Raw genomic sequence first — 19,831 nt, 5'->3', positions numbered from 1 at the left:
TTGAAAAAGACTTTAGTCAGCGTATCTCTAATCATAGATATAACCACAAGATTCCTTTCGGTAACTACATCTTGTGGTTACAATATAATAATAATACAACATTTTGATTAATTCAAGACCGATAAAATCAGACTTTTCGAACTGCCTCCAGCCGATTATGCAGTCGTTTCAAGCGTTCCAGCGTTTCTATATTTTTTACAAAATTTTTAGAAAAATAATATTCGGTTTTCTCTTGACACAACATATTGTGGTAATCTTCAAAATACACCTCTTTATCTTGGTCATAATTGAATGGCAATCCCAAAACATCTGCCAGGTGATGTATTGTACCATAATTCCCATCAATTAGCAGTGTCTCTTTTCCACAAATTTCTCTGAATATCGGTTTAAAATAGTTAAAATGCGTGCACCCCAGTACCAGTGCGCTATATTCAGACTTATCAAATCTGCTGAATTGCTCTGTAATGTAGTCAACAACCTCATTTGAATCAAATTCTTCATTTTCGGCAAATTCAACAAGTTTTGGCATTGGAAGAAGATCAACCCTGTGTTCTTCATCAACCCTGTGCAATAAGTCTTTTAACTTATCTTCTCTGATAGTAACAGGTGTTGCTATTACCATGATCCGCTTATCCTCAGTGCCCTCAACAGCAGGCTTAACAGCAGGCTCCATTCCAAGTATCGGTATATCAAAACGATTTCTCAGTTCCTTAATAGCAACACTCGTTGCAGTATTACATGCGACCACAAGTGCTTGTGCGCCTTTTTCAATGAGAAACTCTGTGTTTTCAATTGCAAATTCAGTTATCTGCTGTGGAGTCTTTAGTCCATAAGGAACATGGTCCACATCAGCATAAAAAATATACTCCTGCCCCGGAATTCTGTGATAAGCCTCATGCAATACCGACAATCCGCCTATTCCGGAATCAAAAATTCCTATTTTCATATTCTGGTCCTGTCTTTACATTTTATAAAAAAACAATTAATCTATTTTTATGAGCGAAAAAAAATTCAACGAACTACAAAAACTATATAATAATGACAAAATCGGCACTCTTGTACAGGAAATCTGTGAATATTATGCCACACAGGATGGTTACGAAGATAATTCCTATCAGGATGAGATAGAACCACCTGAGATTGTGGAATCCATCTATCTTTTATTCTGCCTTCAGAGCCGTGAACAGATCCTTGATGAGCTTGATATTGTGCAAAAAAAATATCCCGAATTACATAAGACTCTTAACGGGATGCACAATACACTGCTAATTAATATGGATTGTCATGCTCTTGAAGAAACTTGCGGTAAAAGAATCGCTGAGTACGCCAAAGATACAACTCTCTCGGAAGTATTATCCCATGCTGATTCCTTTACACGAACAAGTGATAATCTATGTATGGCAGTTGACAAATTTTATAGTTGGCTGCACACAAGAAGTCGTTGATTAATTTGTATTAGTTGCTTTCTTTAACTGATAGGTATTTCATTGATGCATATACCTTAGAGCCATTGTACTCCACAAGAGCCCATGTGCCATCTTCCTTCACTGCCAGTCTTTTTAGTTCTGTGCCATTAGATACTGATGTGACAATGGTCGTGTCGCTGTCTTTGTTATCAACACTTCTTAAGTTAAGGCTCACAGCAGCCGTAACGACAACTGTATCATTCTTTTCTATATACCCTGCAGGGAGCGCAGCTACAACCGTCTGCACCTCGTCAGGGTCTTTTACAAAGTATTTATCAATAAACTTAACCTTCACAACAATTCCAAGTAAAATTAAAATTACTATTCCGGTTATTATCGATGATATTCTGATAAAAAGCTCAATTGGGAATCCTCCTTCTGAAGCTTCTTCCTCATCAGCCTCTTCATCATAATCATCCTCATAACTATCAGGTTCTTCTCTTTTTACTGCCTCACGCCTTTTTCCTGATTTTTTCTCACGAAAAGAAAGAGATGCCTCTTTTTCTGATTCATCTCCATTACGAGGCTCCTCTTTTTCTTTTGCTTCTATAATCTCTTCTCTTTCAGCTTCTTTTTTAAGCGCCTCAGCATTGGCTTCTTTCTGGCGTTCCTGAAAGTATTCTTCGCGTTCCTGCTCGTTAAAAAAATTATATGGATCCTCTATTTGTATATCAATGTCGGTATCTTCGACGCTGCCTTTTTTCTTGTAGTCTTCAAAATTTGTGATCTTATCCGCCAACGTTATACACCTCTAAACAAAGTGCTGACCTTTTAGGCCAGCACTTTATCTATCATTCCCTGCAATTTAGACTTATTAAGTGCTCCAACTGCTGTCTCGATAACCTCTCCATTCTTAAAGAAAGCGAACATTGGAATTGACATAACATTATACTTCTGAGCTATATCAGGAGACTGATCAACGTTGATCTTACCAACCTTCATTTCTCCTTCATACTCAGCAGCAAGTTCATCAATAACAGGTGCCATCATTTTGCAAGGTCCGCACCAATCTGCTGAAAAATCAACGAGTACCGGAATGTTACTTTTTAAAACTTCTGCTTCAAAATTCTGGCTGTTTAAACTGTAGTCCATTAATTACTCCCCTTTCTGCTAACAATGTATTTGTAAATTTGGTTACCTAGTGATGAGAATTTTTCCTCGTATTCTGTCATTACATTACCCTCATTCATCACTGGGTCATTATGAAGGTCATATGTAACCGCATCCAAGGTCCAGCCTGCTGGTTCAACTTCCTCAAGTGCAAAATCAAACAGATCCTTGTTATCTGTCTTGAATTCTACAACTCCATCCTTTTTAAGAATCTTATCATACCTGGATAAAAATTCTCTTGAAGGAAGTCTTCTCTTAGCATGTCTGTCCTTCGGCCACGGATCAGAAAAATTAAGGTAAATCTTATCCACCTCAGACGGAGCAAAAACATCTGCAATATCTTCAGCATCCATACGAATAAACTTCACATTCGGAAGCTGACGCTGCTCCTGCTTTTGTATTGCCCTAAGGAGAACGCTGGAATACTTCTCAATTCCAACATAATTTATATCCGGATTCAGCTCCGCCAAGTCCATCAAAAATCTTCCCTTGCCCATTCCAATCTCAATGCGAATTGGGTTGCTGTTACCAAATACTTCCTTTTTCCAGAGTCCCTTTTTGGTCTCAGGGTCTTTCACAGTGAAGGTACTCTCTGCAATAACTTCTCTGGAGCCTGCAATATTTCTTAAGCGCATTTCTTATCCTACCTAACTTTCTTATATAAGAATTTTACAACATTTGCGGGCTCTTGGAAAGTAGTGTATTATTCTATATACCATGAGTAAATGTAATTACCTTATAATAAGAAAAAAATTTCATAGATTATTTTCAGCTGTGCTTATGTTTATTTTGGTTATGTCACAGCTTTATTTGCCTGTGCACGCTACTGAGAACATCGATTATGAAGCTGAAGCCTTAGAAAGAAAAGAGCTTCCTATTCAGAGTAACGAAATCGCAAGCTGGCCTGAAGGCCCGGCCATAGGCGCAGAAGCTGCGATTGTAATGGAAGCTAAAACAGGCACAATTCTTTATTCCAAAAACATCCATGAAGAGCTTTATCCTGCAAGTACTACAAAGATAATGACATGTCTTTTGGCTGTTGAAAATGCAAGCTTAAGTGACCGTATCACTTTTTCACATGATGCTGTTTTCAGCGTCCCAAGAGATGGTTCCTCTATAGGAATGGATGTGGGTGAATCTATTTCCCTTGAGCAGGCTCTTTACGGAATAATGGTTGGAAGCGCAAATGAAGTTGCCAATGCTGTCGCTGAACATGTAAGCGGAAGCATCGATGACTATGTGAAGCTGATGAATACACGGGCAAAAGAACTTGGATGCACTAATACACATTTTAATAATACCAACGGACTTCAGGACAGCAATCACTACACCAGCGCTTATGACCTTGCACTGATTGCGAGAGAATTTTTTAATAACGATTTTTTGTGTAAAGTTGGAAACACGCCAAGATATCACTTTGAACCTACAGATACACAGCCAGATGATTTTTACCTGAATAACAAGCATAAGCTTATTACAGGCGAGGTCAAATATGACGGCATCGTCGGTGGGAAAACAGGTTACACTGGCCTTGCAAGAGAAACTCTTGTAACATGCGCAGAAAAAAACGGCATGAAACTTATCTGTGTAGTATTAAAAGAAGAATCTCCTGCTCAGTTTACGGATACAGTAACTCTTTTTGACTATGGCTTTAATAACTTCAAAAGCGTAAATGTTTCGGATAACGATTCAAGATACATGCCTGATGATTCACTGTTTTTTGAATCTGAACATGATGTATTTGGAAAATCAGGTACTATCCTGACTCTTGATTCTTCAAGCAACATTATAATTCCAAAGATATCAAGCATTACCGAAACTGCTTATTCTGTTTCATATGAACTTACAGAATCAGAAAAATCTCTGCACAATTCCATCGCAAAGATTTCTTATACTTTTAGTGGTGTCCCGGTAGGAACTGCTCTTATTAACTACTCTTCTTCGGATGGGCAAAAAGAAAGCACTTCTGCCACAAAGTCAAACACTATTTATATAAATATATTAGTGCTTTTCATCATAGCAGCCGTGCTCTTAATTATAGTTTCAATCATAAGTTCCATGAATTCACGTTCTGTCCCCGGCAAAAGATATTTCAGCAGGAGTGACAAGATTAGATATAACCGTAGAAAACGTGAATTCAAAAAAAATAAACACAATTTTTAAGAATTCTGTTCTTTGCTTTTAGCCTTGCGTTGGCGCAGTTTCATTGCGTCAACGTCTTCCGGCGATATGAACTTCGTCGTTTTAACAACAAACAGTCTTCCGTTCTCAGCTTTTTTTATCCTTACCTTTGCTTTCATAAACCCATGGACATCACAATAGGCTACAGAATAATAATGTTTTCCGTTAGGAGAAAACCATTTCACTTTTCGCCTTATATTCTTATGACAAAGATAGCACTTTGTACTCATAACTTCTCTGTTTTCAAGAACATCTTCTTTAGTATCAAATTCCCTTGAAATGTATTTATGATAGTTGTCAAAAGTTATATGTATCTCTTGTTTTCTAGTTTTTGGAGTCACATATGTGTCAAAAGAAACCTTCTGAAGAGTACTGTCTTTGAGTAACCTAAAGATTTTTGCTGTATATTCTGCATCTGCAAGTGCCCTGTGAAAAGGAATATCCTTGCTAAGAGAGAGCTCATCAACTGCTGTTTCAAGAGATCTTCTTGACTTCCCATCATCAAAAGAAAGACTGTAAAGTTTTTGTACATCATAAAAAGCTATTGGTCTGTCTGATAATAATGGCATTCCAAAAAAGTCCAGATTTCGCTGAAACTCAGTCAGATCAAGTGGTCCCCAACTGCAAAAAACAGGATTTTCACCACACCACTCAAGGAAATCCCTGGCCACTTCGTTAAAAGACTCTCCATTTTCCAGATCTTCCATAGTCAAGTGGATAAGTTTTCCTGTGATTCTATGCATATGCTTATGTACGCGAGGCTTAATGAGTCTTGAGAATTCACCAATCTTCTCTTTTTTTCTATTAAGCTTTACAGCGCCAATCTCTACTATTTCAAAAGTAAGTGTCTTTCCATCCACTGTAACCGGCGCATCACCCTGATTCCATTCAAGGTCAAATACTATATAATCATTCATAATAATTCTTAATTATCCTTTGATTAAATGCATAATCAGAAACACGCATTTTCTGTGTTTTTTCATTTGCTTTTATCTTCTACTTCATAATATATGATTAGTCATGACAATTTGCAACTTACTAATTTCTAAATTTACCCCTTGACATTTTAAATTGCGTACAATATAATTTGACTATCTTAAACGTGACTTGCTAAGAATTGTTAACGAATTTAAGTTTTGTTAGTTTATTATTTCAATAGGTTCTTAGCTTCTATCATAAAAAGGAGGATTATAATATGGGATTTTATGATTACAGTGTAACTGATGCTCAGGGTAATGATTTTTCAATGGAGAATTATAAAGGAAAGGTTGTTCTTGTTGTTAATACTGCAACAGGCTGTGGTTTTACACCTCATTATAAAGATATTGAAGAACTGTATGAAAAGTATCACGATGCAGGACTTGAGGTTCTGGATATTCCATGTAACCAGTTTGCCGGACAGACTCCCGGAACCGATGAGGAAATTCATGAATTCTGCCAGCTTCACTACAATACCAAGTTCCCTCAGATGAAAAAATCAGATGTTAACGGTGAGAATCAGCTTCCTCTCTATGCATATCTCAAGCAGCAGAAAGGGTTTGAAGGTTTTGGCAAAGGTCCTGCAGCTCTTGCTATGGGAGTTATGCTTAAGAAGATTGATAAGAACTATAAGGAAAACCCTGACATCAAGTGGAATTTCACAAAGTTCGTGGTTGACCGCGAAGGCAATGTTGTTGCCAGATTTGAGCCCACTGCTGACATGAAGAAGGTTTCAGAGTTCATTGCAAATATGTTCTAAAGTATAATTGATTCATTTAACTTTCCCTACATTTTAATATATAAGTTTTCTTTTCCCCTCTAAGATTAATATAAAAAACCGCTGAAGATTGATCAATTTTCAGCGGTTTATTTTACTTGAACAGCTTTGCTCTCACAAATAATCTACCTTTGCGTGTTGTGTTATCAACTCCAAGGTAAATGAATTTACCATGCCCTTTTACAGATACTCTTGCCCCGGTTTTTAGATCATATCCTGCACTATAGGCAGTCTGTCCGTCTATAAAAACAGACTCACTCTCTATGAGCTTTTGAGCTTCTGATCTGGATAAATGATAGACAAATGCAAGTATTGCATCAATTCTTTCTGAAGCAACGCTCCCGGAAATTTCTTCGAATTTTGGCTCTATCGTGCATTCACTTGCATTTACTATCCGGCAGTTAACCGACGTATGCCTTATCCTTACCAGTTCTTTTACCATCATTTCTGCTATATCAGATGTGGCAATAACAAAAGCTTCCTTGTCACCGGAAAGAATATCCCCTATCTGGTCTCTCTCAATTCCGGTATTCATTATTGCGCCAAGATAATCCCTATGGTTCAGATCATCTGAAAACTTCGCATTTAGTGGCTTAATATGAACACATTTCAAAACTGTATTCTCATTTTTTTCACTTAAAAGAAACGTTTCCTCATCCAGATAATCCGGCAAAAAACACACCATTGCTCTCTCAGCATCCTCAAATCCTCCATAAACCACATAATGCGCTCCGCAGTATTCATGTACATTTGAAGATATTCCTTCAGAGGAAAGTATCTTATAAAACTCTGCAATTTCTGACACAGATAAAAAGTCTGTATGTGTCACAAAATTATTTGTATATGCTCTTTTTGCCAGGTCTCGAATTCTCCCGGCAAGAAAGTCTCTTGATTTTTCTTCCATTGGTTTCTTATATATAATCTCTAGAGTACTAACTTTTTTATTTTTTGAACATATTGTATTGCACATGAGTTCATATTGAAACAATTGTACTCATCATGAATCAGTCAATACACCAACACTTTAGTTATACTTTAAAATGTTTTAGTCCCAACACCACATTAGTAGCTGATTGTAGGTGTCCAGTATTTCTGTCCATATATATCTGTAAAGCAGTATGTTTCCAAAACTTTACCATTACCTACAGGCAGATTGTTTATTACCATTTTATCCATCTCTTTATCGACTGTAATCTGGTTTCCTATATAATAGCTGTCCTGATAGCTCTTATCATAACCATAATAGTCACAAACAAAATCGATTGTATCTCCACTATTTAATTCCGTGAGATTCTTGGCAATTGTTTCTGTCTCACCTTCCACATAATCATAGCATGCTCCTGCAACATAGCCGTCTTCATGCTCTGAATCAAAAACAAGGATGAGATTACATCTCTCACCATTTAATTCACAAGGAACTCTTCCGGTAATCGTATAATTATTATCATCACCCTGAACATCTACAACATAGAACGCTACTACCTGTCCTTCTACCGCAAGCCATGTCTTATCTGTCTGAGCTAAAAGATTTCCATCTTCATCAAACTCAAAGATATTATCCATTCCAAGATCTATGTAGCCTTCACCGTCATCATAGAACATATTAAGCTGTAAATTCTGAATCTTGGACCATTGCTCCTCTGAAAGAACTATGCAGTCATAATCTTCAGCATTTTTTGTCCATATAAGGGCCGATGAATCAAACTGGTTACCTGCAATATACTCAGCTGCTTTCTCTACATCAAGGCTCTTTCCAAGGAAAGATGTATTAGAAGAATTAAGTCCTGAAACGCTGCTAAAATCACTTGATAAGAAAGAGTTCAAAAGCTGAGCTATAACATCTGCAGAGGAAACTCCTTCTCCTGTACTTGTACTTGTGCTTGTGCTAAACAGTGATGAAGCAGGAGTTGAACTTCCGCCTGCTGCAACCTGTCCCGCAACTTCAAGTGATGCAAAGTTCTGAATACATTTTGCATAATCTTCATCCATTCCAATTGCGTCATAGGTGCTTACCATCGAATCAACCTTTGATGCCTTTTTATAAGGAAAATAGATAGAAAGGCCATAAGCGTTTGTCATGTTTGAACTTGTTCTGTTATATTTGATTGCGCTCTTTAATGCTTCTGCGAGTTCTTTTGACTCATTAGTTCCAATCCTGTTTGCAAAATCAACAAGGTCTACCTGGTCTATCTTTGATGAAGAAGCAAATTCTCTTGTGCTGCTGCGGGCATTTGATACTGTCGAATAATCGTTTCCCTTTATCATTTCTGACGTATTTTTGGAAAAATCAGCAAGTTCCGTTGGGACTGTAGCTGACAGTTCAGCCAAATCTATAAGGGAAAGTGTGGTCTTCTGCCCAGGACAAGTCTGAGCACATGCGTTGGTAAAAGAATCAATGATATTTTTACCAATCTCAGTAGTTGGCATTGATGTATTATTTCCAAACGCAGTCAGCCAGTCTGTGTAATACCAGCCAACTCCAGGCTCTGTTTCCTCTGATGCAACAAGATAATCACTGTAATTAGAAACTACCAGTGCATTTTCAACAGTAGCCATAAGGCATGTATCAAAGCCTACAAAATCAAATGTCACTCCGCCATCTTTAAGCGCCTGATTTATTCCTGCAAGCGACATTGAACCTGCTGTCTGGAATTTTTCGTCATAGCCGTAACCTCCTGTTGAGCCGCCGCCATGATTCCAGAAAATAAGCTCATATCTGTCTGCCGGGAAATTCTTGGCACCCCACTTGATATACTGTGAAAGTGTATCAGGTTTTGTCATCGGAAGTTTTCCGACATTATCAACAAGACGTGTAAGAGATCCGTCTTTTACCTGATATATCTGGTTGGTCTGCTCTGAAATTACATTATTCTGCCATTTCTTGGCTCCACCGGTATAAATGATAAGATTTATCTTATCTCCCAGCTTAGCCGCAAGCATTTCCTGGATATCCTTAGAAGCCATTCCGCTTCTTGATTCAAGATCAGCGCCGCACATGTAAACAAGGATTGTAACAACGTCCTGTCCGCCGCCTCTTATAACAGTCCTCTTAGCTCTTGCATTAGAAGCTACAGAAGTATTAAGTTTACCTGTATTTGGTGCATCACTCCAACTTGCAGAAGCCATACTTCCACCGGAAAAAGAACTGTCTGTCGAACTTCCAAGAAGAGCACCTAAAAGTGATAATCCGGAATCAGTGCTAAAAGAACCTCCTGAAGAAAAGCTGCTTTGATCCGACTGAGAAGTCTGACTCTGCGTTCCCTGTCCTTCGTACTGAGTATAACTTGAAGTTTCAGAATCACCTGAACCACCGAGTAATGAAGTGATTCCTCCACCCCCACCAAGCAGAATGATAATTATCACAATTATCGTAAATAGTGGGCTTCTTCCTCCGGATCTTTTCATCCCACTTCCATTACCACCTGAAGAAGCTGATGAATATCCATTACTGCTACCGACAGGACCTGTGCCTAAACCATCACCCCTTTTATGGACTCCGCTTCCACCTTCTCCAACATTCTTTTTTCTTCCTACTGGTCTGTTCTCCATACACTGCCTCCAAAATATATTTATAGATTGTTTTTACCTGATGATATATGTTGTTATTGAACTTCCCTTTACAGTTGCTGTAAACATTTTTCCATTAACATTTATATTATCTGATTCAGTAACATTTTCCCAGTTTTCGCCGTTATTTACGTCACCGCTGGTTCTTATTGCTGTTATTTCTTTCATATCAACATCAAAATCAGAAAGATCAAATTCCCAGGTGAGGTCATCCGTATTGCTGTTCATAGCAACTATTACAATACTGTTGTCCTCTGGATTATATGCTGAAACTGTAACATTACTTGATTCAACAAGACAATATCCGGGGCGGATATACCTGGAAAACTGTCCATAAGCATAATACTTTTTACTTAAAAGAAGTTCCTTCGTATCATGGTCAGCAATCGCTATTCCCCAGAATGGCAATCCCTGGTCAATTATTCTGTCCGCTTCTTTTCTTGAACAATTATCAAACTTATTTTTTGAATCCACATGAAGATCAACTGCATCCCACATAATCCAGGCTGTCGGCATAAGTCCGTTTAGATCTGTCATCATTGCCTCAGCAAAACCAAGTGCTGCACTCATTCCAGTTTCTGCTTCGCCTATGGAATATGTTCCATCCACTTCACTCATCCAAAGATTTATACCGGCTTTTTCAGCTGTTTCCTTCAGACTCTTTCTCATTGAACCCATATAGGTATGAGTGTCAATTCGTGTGACAACTTTTTTAGCCTCATCACTAAGACGGTCATAAGAAGCAATTGCTGCATCTATACTCGTTTCATCTGTTCCACAAATGATTATGTTGATTCCTTTTTTCTTAAGTTCCTTATCAAGTTCTGTCAAAATTCTTGATTGGGACTCTCCCTGTGAAAAATGACAACCTTCCTGTTTGTCACTGTTTGCTCCCCAATAACTGCTTGCAGGTTCGTTCATAGGGTCGACGCTCTGGAAATCAATGACTCCTTCCTTTGACCAGTGCTCAATGACATCTGCCATGTAGCATGCAAAAGCTGTATAGGAATCCTCTCTGAGATTGTCTTCTCCCGGATTCTCATTTCCTGATGAGCAACCACTGACTGTCATAAAATATGGCGGTGAATTAGAAAAAGCTTCTCCGATAAATTCATCACCTGATGCTTTTGCCGCAGCTTTCAGGATATTCATCTGCCTCTTGTCTGCATCCCAGTTATAATTCCACGCAAAACCACACTCAAAATCCGCTCTTTCAAAATTGCTTTCGTAATATTCCTTAGTATTCTCAGTAAGATCTATCTTTGTAACATCTTTGCAATACCCCGGAACAACTGAGTCTGATCTTCTTATATGTTCTTTATGAAGAAAAGGATTCTTTTCCTTCATTGTAACGGTAACATCTCCGGCAATTACATTATCTCCACCTCCGATATTATAGCGTCCGATGTTCATTCCAAGACCTGTTTCCTTATTATAGAAAGCTTCTGCCGCATCCTGAGTCAACTTATCGTTGTAACCAAGGCGATTTGCCCACCAGCAAAGGGATGTTCCCCACCCCTCAAACTCGCCATATCCATCACCATTAGTATCATTGAATTTTTGCACATTGCTTTTATTTAGTTTTATAGTTCTTGCTATGTCCATTTCTGCCCCTTTATCCGTATTATCGGCAAGTTCTATTTCTGATTTTTCATTAGTAGCAGACTCTGTGGCATTAGGACTTCCACATCCCGAAAGCATAGATAATGTCATAAGCCCAACAGCTACTTCTGAGATAATCTTTTTATACAATTTTTTTTTCTTCATTATTACTATATCCATTTACCTATTATTTTTCGAATTCTGCTGCAACATCTTTTAACAGAGAACGAATTTCAAGATGCTGAGGACATACATTCTCACAGCCACCACATTCTACGCAGGAGCTTGCACTTCCACCACTCTTATTTACAATCTCATTGTAATAATCATTCTGATTCCAGTCATTAAATACTTTCTTTGTATTTAAGCAGGCAAAAAGCTCAGGAATACTGATATTCATCGGGCAATGATTTTCTTCCACGCAGTAATGACAGGATGTACATGGAATAATATCCATTCCTTTATATATAGCTGTAACCTTGGCAATTGCAATCTTTTCATCCTCTGTAAGAGGCTTAAAATCTTTCATAAAGGAAACATTATCCTTCATCTGCGCCATATCACTCATTCCTGACAAAACAAGTCTGATGCCCTCCTGATTAGCTGCAAATCTTATAGCATAACCGGCATTTGACAACTTGTTTTCCATGCTGTCAAATACCTTCTGTGCTTCGTCAGGGAGCTTTATAAGGCTTCCACCCTTTACAGGTTCCATTACAATAACAGGCTTGTTGTGCTTTCTGCATACTTCCCATACTTTACGGCTCTGCACTCCCGGATCCTCATAATCAACATAGTTAAACTGAATCTGCACTATCTCAATTTCCGGATAAGTTGAAAGAATATTATCAAGAACCTCCGCTTTATCATGGAAAGATAATCCCACATGCTTTATCTTTCCTTCTTTCTTAAGTTCAAACGCTGTCTCATAAGCTTTACATTTTTTGTATTTCTCAAAGTTTTTTGCGTTCTGGGCATGCATAAGATAAAAGTCAAAGTATTCCACACCACAGGCATCAAGCTGAGTCTGGAAAAATGGTCTTATATCCTCCTGCTTCTCAAAGTATATTTCTGTCAGTTTATCTGTTAAAAGATATTTTTCTCTCGGATATCTGCTTGTAAGCGCCGCCTTGATAGCTGTCTCTGATTTACCGTCAATATAGCACTGAGCAGTATCAAAATAGTTAAACCCGTTATCCAAAAAGTAATCTGTCATTTCCTTGAACTGCTCAATATCCACTTCACTCCCTATCATGGGCAATCTCATACATCCAAATCCGAAGAATGTCTTAATCTCTGAAAAAGAATTATCCATAAGTAACCTCCATACCATTATTGCCAAATTAATAATTGTTTGCCATTTTTTACAGATTGAAACATCTGATTCAATGACTATTTTATCATACACGTTCCTATCATATATACACAAAAGCTTCTCATTTATTGCATTTTTAGTACACAGAAATATTTAACAAAATGTAAATCATCTTTTAATATTATTGAAGTATTTTACACACGCAATAGTGATAATATAATGATAGGGTATAAGCGATTTTTATTATCAATATGTCGTTATGTTATGAGAGGCCACGGATGGACATTGTAGCTAATTCAGATATTCTTTTTAATATTCTAGCGCTTATTCCAATAGGCGTTTTCTGGAAGGATAAAGACAGGAAGTTTCTTGGAGCAAACCAGATGTTTCTTGACTACTATGGTTTTACTTCTGTTGAAGATATATTGGGAAAAACCGATGAAGACATGGGTTGGCACATAGACCCTGAACCTTATCGTTCCATCGAACTTAGAGTTATTAATAATGGTGAGATTGTAAAAGATGTTCCGGGACAATGTATCGTAAAAGGACGGGTTCGCGATATTAGGGCATCCAAATGTCCGCTTAAGGTAAATGACACAATTATCGGTCTTGTTGGATATTTTGTTGATATCACAGAAGAACTTGCAGAAAAAGGAAGACTTTCCGTTCTATCTATGACTGACGAACTTACCGGTGTTTTCAACAGAAGAGCCTATAGTGAGATTGTTGAAAAATACGCAAAGCAGTATGAAAAGGACAATACCGACTTTGCGCTTTACATGATAGATCTGGATGATTTTAAGAATGTTAATGATAATTACGGACATGAGTTTGGTAACCTTGTCCTTAAATCTTTATGTAAAAGTTTAACCACAGTTGCCGCTGATAACTGTGTTCTCTTCAGATACGGCGGAGATGAATTCGTAATACTTCATCAGATAAAAGATGCTGATGAAGCAGTTGTTATGCAAAAACGCATCCAAAAAGCAATCGACGCTCCGCGAAATATTGACGGAATCCATCTCTCAACCAAGGCATCAATAGGCTGTGCCCTTTACTCTGAAACACTTTATCTTACTGCTCTTATAGAAAGAGCTGACCAAAATATGTACAAAATGAAAAAAGAACATAAAGCATCCAGATAAAATGATTTATTGAATAAAACATATAACCAAAAAAACTTGTAAATACATTTTACTAATCATAAGTATTCTTACATGTTATTCAAGCCATCCCATCTTATTTCTCAGATAGTCTGTAAGTTCCTTACTTGCATTTTCATGGGATTTAAAACCAGGATGCATATGTGATCCAACTGTCTCCATGGTTGTGTTTGGCAATTGGAAAAACGACACATTATTATCCTTTGAACTATCTCTGTATTTGTTTATCGCTTCTGTAATAGTAAGGTTTAAGTCAGAACCAAGCATTCCATAGCACCATGCGATATGTGCTTTTTTGTTGTGCTTTCTTAACACGGTAAGAAAGCTTACTATCGCATCCTCTATTTTAAGCTCATCCTCTCTGTTATAGCTTCCGTCTTCGTTTAAGCGCATCTTATATGTCTTACCATCCTCCGGATTGTAAAATGGAGGCTGGTTAAAAGATGTTGCATCGTTTGTTCCAAGATTCACTACTATTACGTCAGGCTGCCAGCTGTCAAAATCATATGGCTCCTGTGTTCCAATCGCTTCATTAGATGGACCTGAAGATAGTCCGCACACTTTTTCATATACAGAAGGAAGATTATGTCTTACATCATTATCCCATCCGCAATAGACTCCCCATCCGCCTTGTGAAATCAGGTGATAATCAGCGTTTAAGTTTTTAGCTGTAAAAGTTGCATAATTAACGGATGCACTCATATACATTGCAATCCAGTCAACATCTGCCATCGCTCCATAGCTTCCTTCACCTGATGTAATGCTGTCTCCAATAAATTCTATCTTTCTCTTATATTCAGGAACTTCTTTAAATTCGCCATTTATTCCGATTCTTTTAATCAAGACTTTACTGCGGTCATCTTCGCTCATCGCCTGTAATTCTCTTATAAACCTTATTCTTTTAGGCGTACTTGGTTCCATATTTCTGAAAAGACATATATTATGCTCCCCGGGCAATAACATCTGTCTTCCCATAAATGCTCCATTTACTTCATATGCAACCCATGGCTCATGAAAATCAGAATCAGTCTCAAGTTCAATCCATAGATCTGTTCCTGTCACTACAACCTCTATTCCGCTTCCGTTAAAAAGAAGTGGTAGTGGCTGCTTCTGTCTCCCCATTCTTCCGAAAATATGAATATTCTTTTCGGGAATTTCACTAACCTCAAAATACTTAATACTCTCCATATGCTGTCTCCTTCTTGTAGTCAAAAAAACATCCTCTTATCAGTATACCACTTCGTTTGTGCAAATTTGCTAATAACTTTTCGTATTTTTATTATACATATTGCAAAACATAGAAAACGATATATAACCAAAAAAATTTATTGCATTTCAATCATACCTCCTATATAATCCACAGTGGTTTAAATATTAGGCAAAGCAGGTGAAAGCCTGTGGCGCAAAGCTATAGGGACTTTAACATGTCAGCCAGCTGCATTCTTCATTAATTTCGACTCTACTAAAGCATGGGACATGTTCCTGTGCTTTTTATTTTATCTTTAATAAAATTATTCTCAAACCTGAAACCCTTAATTAGTTTTTTTACTATTCATGAAAGGATTACTATGAAAAAGAAAAGTAGAAACATGGTTCGTAGCATTATCGTTCTTGCCTCAGTTTTAGCACTTATAATGGCAGCTTTTGTTGGAATTATCGGATATAACCATATTAAACAGGCATATTATTCTTCATTCCAGGAAGGACTTCATGCAGCTGCTGTTCTTATGGAAGATGAAATTGCCCATGAGTGGGATGGTGACTGGTCATTATCAGAGGACGGTCAGCTTATGAAGGGTGAAACTGCAATTCACGACCTATATCAGTCACAGCTCGATAAACTTCATGAAAAAACAGGCATGCACTACACTGTTTTTTACGGAGACACAAGATATATCACTTCACTTGTCGATGCACAGACAGGTAAGAGAATGGAAGGTACAAAGGCTTCTGACGTTGTTGTTGAGGAAGTTCTTAAAAAAGGAAATGAATACCTTGCTACTAACTTTGAGATCGCAGGTCAGAACTGGTACGCCTACTATCTTCCAATAAAGAACTCAGATGGCTCTGTAGTTGGTATGATATTTGCCGGTCAGGATACTTCAATTGTTGCAGGAAATATGAATGCAGCAGCAAAAGCAATCATTGGAACATTTTTATTTTTCTTCTTATTTAACTGGGTAATCGCACGTATCATCATCACAAGATCAAATAAATCTATCAGCGATATCATTGGTGGTTTACAGAAGCTTGAAGACGGAGAATTATCTTTTTATATTGAGGACCGCACATTCAACCGTAAAGACGAGCTTGGCGTTATAGCATCAAGTTCTGCCCAGGTAAGAGACAAGCTTCAGGATGTTATTAGCGCTACAAAGAAACTTTCAGATGATGTTACTCAGTCAGGTATAAATCTTGCAAATTCAGCAGAATCTGCTTCTCGTGTTGCTGAACAGGTTACATGCGCTGTTGAAGATATCAGCCGCGGAGCTGCATCACAGGCAGAGAGCATGGAAAGTTCTGTTAATAACACAAACGAAATGGGCGACAGCATTGACGATATCACAGGAAGAATTGAGGATCTTTCAGCAGCTGCTAATGATATGCTTTCAGGTGCTAAGCGCACAGTTGATACACTCAGCAATTTGATGGACAAGAACATTTCTGTAATGAATTCAATGCAGGATATCAACACTCAGATTCGCCATACTAATGATTCAGTAAAAGATATTGCCGAAGCTTCAAGCGCAATCACAGCTATTGCTGAACAGACTCATCTTCTTTCTCTTAACGCTTCTATCGAGGCTGCAAGAGCCGGAGAATATGGTAAAGGCTTCTCTGTAGTTGCATCTGAGATTGGTACTCTTTCAAACCAGTCCAAAGAAGCTGCTGTTTCTATTAAGAAGATTGTTGAGACTCTTGTTGCTGAATCACAAAAGAACGTTGAGACCATCGAACTTTTAAGTGAAAACATGAAGGAACAGAATACACAGCTTACTTCAACAAAGGTTGATATGGACTCTGTTGTTGAAAATGTAAATAATGTTGACAGTTCTACTAAGCTTATTGCTGAAAAGATTCATCTGTTAAATGAGCTTAAGACAAGTTTCTCAGATATTATTTCTGAGCTTTCAGCAATATCTCAGCAGAACGCTGCATCTACTGAAGAGACAAACGCTTCTATGGAAGAGTTAAATGCTACATTCACACTTATAAGTGATGCTGCTAATGATCTTCGTGATATGGCTGAAACTCTCAATGAAAAGATGTCATATTTTACATTAGATGAAATGACAGCCTGATTTATTGATTAAAGACTATTTACTCACATTTACAAAAACAAAAAACTATATGTAACTCTTTGTGTACCAGTAACATCAATAGCTCATCATTTATTTTCTCATAGAAATGCTGATCTATTTTCTTAAAAATGAGTAGGAAGCAAAAAACTTCCTACTTTTTTTTTATTACATTTCTTCAGGACATTCCATTCCAAGAAGTCCACAGCCATCAGCCACAATCTGTGCAGTTACATTGAATTCTGTCAATTTAATTTTATATATCAAATTTAGAATAGTTTTTTTACCTTTTAAAGTTTTTTCCAAAGTTATTCCAGAAAAATCCGTACTCTTCATTTCTTGCAAAAACAAACGCATAATGTGCATTTGTTTTTTTCTGTTTCAAAAATTGTATATATTCCTGCTGATATGGAACAGAAAAGCTACGATTCTCATAAATAACTATAAGTGGAATATCATAAAAATCCTCAGCTTCTATGTTTATCTTTTTATCATTCTCATTATTGATAAGCCTTATGGGAATCCTGACAAGCTCCGACATAAAGTAGGAAGCATAATCAGGAATCTCTTTTTCCATACTGCTTAAGTATGTCCTTACCCATTCTTCTCCAAGTCCCTGCGATGCATAGCTCTCTGCGGAATTGATAGTTGGTGAGAACATCGGTAAACTTACCTTTTTACCATATACCAGTTTTTTAATAGTTTCCGGTGAAAGGTAGAATTCTTCCGCTATCTCTAATATTGAGTGTCCGGCAGAATACCGGTTACAGATCATAGCATTACGCTTGTTTAATCTGTCCCGATATCCTGATGCTTCACCCCATCCCTTGGAGGCTTCTTTCTTTGGAATATATATTACTTTCCCGGCTGCATATTTTTGAACTTCTTCTAATAGTTTTTCCGGCAATATATTTTTAGCATTTTCATATTTCATACAAGTTTATTAAGTCTTTCCTCTAGAGCGTTAATTGATTTAACGACGGAGTTGCAAGATTCAAGATCATCAATTGATGCGTGCCATCTGAGTGTTACAATTCCTTTATAGTATGCCATACATAAGAAGCGCTCTTTGAAATTTTCTATTTTTATATTCTTTTTCTTAGCATATTCGTAGAGCTTTTCAGGAACCAAAAGATATGGCTTATTAAGATCAAGGATTGCAAAATCCATCATAAAATCCATGATTCCTGCTCTTCCCCAATCAGCACAATATGTCTTTCCATCATCTCCCACAATCATATTGCAAAAGAATGTATTGTTGTTTGCAAGAAATCTCTGCCCTTCACAAAAAGGAACATATTTAAGAGCCTTAGAAGCAATTTCGTTATAGTAATCTTCCTCAAGAAAAGTTGTTCCAAACATTTCTTTCCAGTTCTTCCAATAGCCATCCTCCGGTTCCTCTACCATATCTGCACGAATGAATTCTTCCAGAGTCTTATAAGGAGCTTTGTTGTTTTCATCAAATTCTCCGTATCCTTCTACTGAAGTTACATCAGTAGCTGCAATCTCAAATATCATGTCAAAAAAATTCTCATAGCAGTTTTCAAATTCTTCAGGTGAAAGTTCATTTGCCTTTCTTCCCTTTGGGCTCATCTCGATTTTTTCTTTAGTAAGGTTTCTTATAAAAATGTCTCTATTCATTATTTTTCCCTCTTTTATAATCTGGTAGTGTCAAATTAACTACCCGTTTTTTAGTTCTAAAACCTTGATTTATCGGGAGTTCAAAATAAAAAGAGCATTGACCTCCCTTTTTGGTATAATGTCAGCGACCAAACTCACAAAATAACCAGGAGACAATGCTCGTGAACATTATACTTTATTTACTTCAAATCATTCAACAACTCTATCAGCAAAACTGCTGGCTGATTAATTTCATCTGCAGATATATACCTCTAAAGCAGTGGGCTTTCGATGATTCTCATTCTCCCAAATATCAAAAGTTCAAAGTCGATGAACTCCCTAAGATTGTCTATTACCATCAGGATTGGGACTGGAAAGATCTCAATAACTACTATGCCCAGCGCTATGGTAAGGCCATCAAACCGATCAAGCGCCGCACTGAATGCGATATTCCAGAGGACTGTACCTGTCCTTCATGCCATGCCCCACAGCCTTATCTTTACAAGAACAATGGTAAGGCAGGACAGCTCATGTGTAAGATCTGCCAGACTGCTTTCACTCCCGGAGATAACCGCTTTGATAATCAGATGTCTCTAAAGTGCCCTCACTGCCAGCATACCCTCGTTCGTAAGAAAGACCGTAAGCATTTCGTCATCCACAAATGCGTTAATCCTAAGTGTCCCTACTATCTCCACAACCTCAAGAAAGTCGATAAAGAAGATCTTGCTGAAGACCATGGAAAGAACAAA

General features: G+C 37.5%; 18 protein-coding genes, 1 pseudogene and 1 riboswitch. Of the genes and pseudogenes, 6 read left to right on the top strand and 13 right to left on the bottom strand.

The genetic code is table 11. The features are described from left to right. Positions 1 to 127 precede the first annotated feature (127 nt). Positions 128 to 946, bottom strand: coding sequence for a glutamate racemase (gene murI / locus BM086_RS16760; protein WP_092329828.1), 819 nt, complete (start codon positions 944 to 946; stop codon positions 128 to 130). A 49-nt stretch (positions 947 to 995) separates the two neighbouring features. On the opposite strand from murI, the gene BM086_RS16755 reads away from it, so the two are divergent. Beyond that, the gene (locus BM086_RS16755) at positions 996 to 1,445 is read left to right on the top strand and encodes a hypothetical protein (protein WP_092329827.1); all 450 of its coding nucleotides are present in this window, start codon (positions 996 to 998) and stop codon (positions 1,443 to 1,445) included. Between the two features lie 10 nt (positions 1,446 to 1,455). Here the strand turns inward: BM086_RS16755 and BM086_RS16750 are convergent, their stop codons facing one another. Genes BM086_RS16750 through trmB form a run of 3 tightly spaced genes read right to left on the bottom strand, consistent with a single transcriptional unit; the run spans position 1,456 to position 3,211 of the window. Further along, positions 1,456 to 2,205, bottom strand: a complete 750-nt coding sequence (locus BM086_RS16750; RefSeq protein WP_092329826.1) for an SH3 domain-containing protein — start codon at positions 2,203 to 2,205, stop codon at positions 1,456 to 1,458. A 32-nt stretch (positions 2,206 to 2,237) separates the two neighbouring features. Further along, positions 2,238 to 2,558, bottom strand: coding sequence for a thioredoxin (gene trxA, locus BM086_RS16745; RefSeq protein ID WP_092329825.1), 321 nt, complete (start codon positions 2,556 to 2,558; stop codon positions 2,238 to 2,240). Continuing rightward, the gene (gene trmB, locus BM086_RS16740) at positions 2,558 to 3,211 is read right to left on the bottom strand and encodes a tRNA (guanosine(46)-N7)-methyltransferase TrmB (protein ID WP_092329824.1); all 654 of its coding nucleotides are present in this window, start codon (positions 3,209 to 3,211) and stop codon (positions 2,558 to 2,560) included. Before trmB ends, trxA begins: the two co-directional genes overlap by 1 nt. 145 nt (positions 3,212 to 3,356) lie before the next feature. Between trmB and BM086_RS16735 the strand changes: the two genes are divergently transcribed. Then, complete coding sequence (locus tag BM086_RS16735) at positions 3,357 to 4,739, top strand: D-alanyl-D-alanine carboxypeptidase family protein (protein WP_242952249.1); 1,383 nt, start codon at positions 3,357 to 3,359, stop codon at positions 4,737 to 4,739. On the opposite strand, the gene BM086_RS16730 is transcribed toward BM086_RS16735, so the two are convergent. Then, positions 4,736 to 5,674 (bottom strand): 3'-5' exonuclease, encoded by a 939-nt coding sequence (locus BM086_RS16730; protein WP_092329820.1) that lies wholly within the window; start codon positions 5,672 to 5,674, stop codon positions 4,736 to 4,738. The genes BM086_RS16735 and BM086_RS16730 overlap by 4 nt on opposite strands. A gap of 278 nt (positions 5,675 to 5,952) precedes the next feature. Here BM086_RS16730 and BM086_RS16725 point away from each other — a divergent pair, with 278 nt between their 5' ends. Beyond that, positions 5,953 to 6,495 carry a glutathione peroxidase gene (locus tag BM086_RS16725; protein ID WP_092329817.1) on the top strand — a complete coding sequence of 181 codons (543 nt, stop codon included), beginning with the start codon at positions 5,953 to 5,955 and terminating at the stop codon, positions 6,493 to 6,495. A 112-nt stretch (positions 6,496 to 6,607) separates the two neighbouring features. On the opposite strand, the gene BM086_RS16720 is transcribed toward BM086_RS16725, so the two are convergent. From BM086_RS16720 to BM086_RS16705, 4 genes are all read right to left on the bottom strand, one after another. Then, entirely contained in the window at positions 6,608 to 7,417 is an 810-nt protein-coding gene (locus BM086_RS16720; protein WP_175560341.1) for a YlmH/Sll1252 family protein, read from the bottom strand. Positions 7,418 to 7,575: 158 nt separating this feature from the next. Next, positions 7,576 to 10,062, bottom strand: coding sequence for a clostripain-related cysteine peptidase (locus tag BM086_RS16715; RefSeq protein WP_092329803.1), 2,487 nt, complete (start codon positions 10,060 to 10,062; stop codon positions 7,576 to 7,578). Positions 10,063 to 10,095: 33 nt separating this feature from the next. Then, positions 10,096 to 11,847, bottom strand: coding sequence for a glycoside hydrolase (locus BM086_RS16710; RefSeq protein WP_242952248.1), 1,752 nt, complete (start codon positions 11,845 to 11,847; stop codon positions 10,096 to 10,098). A 22-nt stretch (positions 11,848 to 11,869) separates the two neighbouring features. Next, on the bottom strand, positions 11,870 to 12,997 hold the full coding sequence (locus tag BM086_RS16705; protein WP_092329801.1) for an aldo/keto reductase: 1,128 nt from the start codon (positions 12,995 to 12,997) through the stop codon (positions 11,870 to 11,872). A gap of 278 nt (positions 12,998 to 13,275) precedes the next feature. On the opposite strand from BM086_RS16705, the gene BM086_RS16700 reads away from it, so the two are divergent. After that, entirely contained in the window at positions 13,276 to 14,145 is an 870-nt protein-coding gene (locus tag BM086_RS16700) for a sensor domain-containing diguanylate cyclase (protein WP_175560340.1), read from the top strand. A gap of 75 nt (positions 14,146 to 14,220) precedes the next feature. Here the strand turns inward: BM086_RS16700 and BM086_RS16695 are convergent, their stop codons facing one another. Then, positions 14,221 to 15,351, bottom strand: coding sequence for an SGNH/GDSL hydrolase family protein (locus BM086_RS16695; RefSeq protein WP_092329795.1), 1,131 nt, complete (start codon positions 15,349 to 15,351; stop codon positions 14,221 to 14,223). A 179-nt stretch (positions 15,352 to 15,530) separates the two neighbouring features. Further along, a riboswitch (cyclic di-GMP riboswitch) is annotated at positions 15,531 to 15,606 on the top strand. Between the two features lie 125 nt (positions 15,607 to 15,731). Here BM086_RS16695 and BM086_RS16690 point away from each other — a divergent pair. Further along, positions 15,732 to 17,465, top strand: coding sequence for a methyl-accepting chemotaxis protein (locus tag BM086_RS16690; protein WP_092329792.1), 1,734 nt, complete (start codon positions 15,732 to 15,734; stop codon positions 17,463 to 17,465). Between the two features lie 165 nt (positions 17,466 to 17,630). Here the strand turns inward: BM086_RS16690 and BM086_RS21090 are convergent, their stop codons facing one another. From BM086_RS21090 to BM086_RS16680, 3 genes are read right to left on the bottom strand one after another with little or no spacing between them, the layout of a single operon-like run. Then, a complete protein-coding gene (locus BM086_RS21090) occupies positions 17,631 to 17,768 on the bottom strand; it encodes a hypothetical protein (protein ID WP_175560339.1) in 138 nt (45 codons plus the stop codon). Continuing rightward, a complete protein-coding gene (locus BM086_RS21825; RefSeq protein ID WP_330391627.1) occupies positions 17,746 to 18,396 on the bottom strand; it encodes a CD3324 family protein in 651 nt (216 codons plus the stop codon). Before BM086_RS21825 ends, BM086_RS21090 begins: the two co-directional genes overlap by 23 nt. Next, positions 18,393 to 19,103, bottom strand: coding sequence for a hypothetical protein (locus BM086_RS16680; protein WP_092329791.1), 711 nt, complete (start codon positions 19,101 to 19,103; stop codon positions 18,393 to 18,395). The genes BM086_RS21825 and BM086_RS16680 overlap by 4 nt, the downstream gene beginning before the upstream one ends. Positions 19,104 to 19,264: 161 nt before the next feature. Between BM086_RS16680 and BM086_RS16675 the strand changes: the two are divergent. Next, a pseudogene (locus BM086_RS16675) lies at positions 19,265 to 19,831 on the top strand (transposase); the annotation flags it as partial.

The sequence above is a fragment of the Butyrivibrio sp. YAB3001 genome, from assembly GCF_900112195.1.
In the GTDB taxonomy this organism is placed as follows: domain Bacteria; phylum Bacillota; class Clostridia; order Lachnospirales; family Lachnospiraceae; genus Butyrivibrio.
Note: the sequence above shows the minus strand (reverse complement) of the source record. Positions and strands in the feature narration are given on the sequence as shown.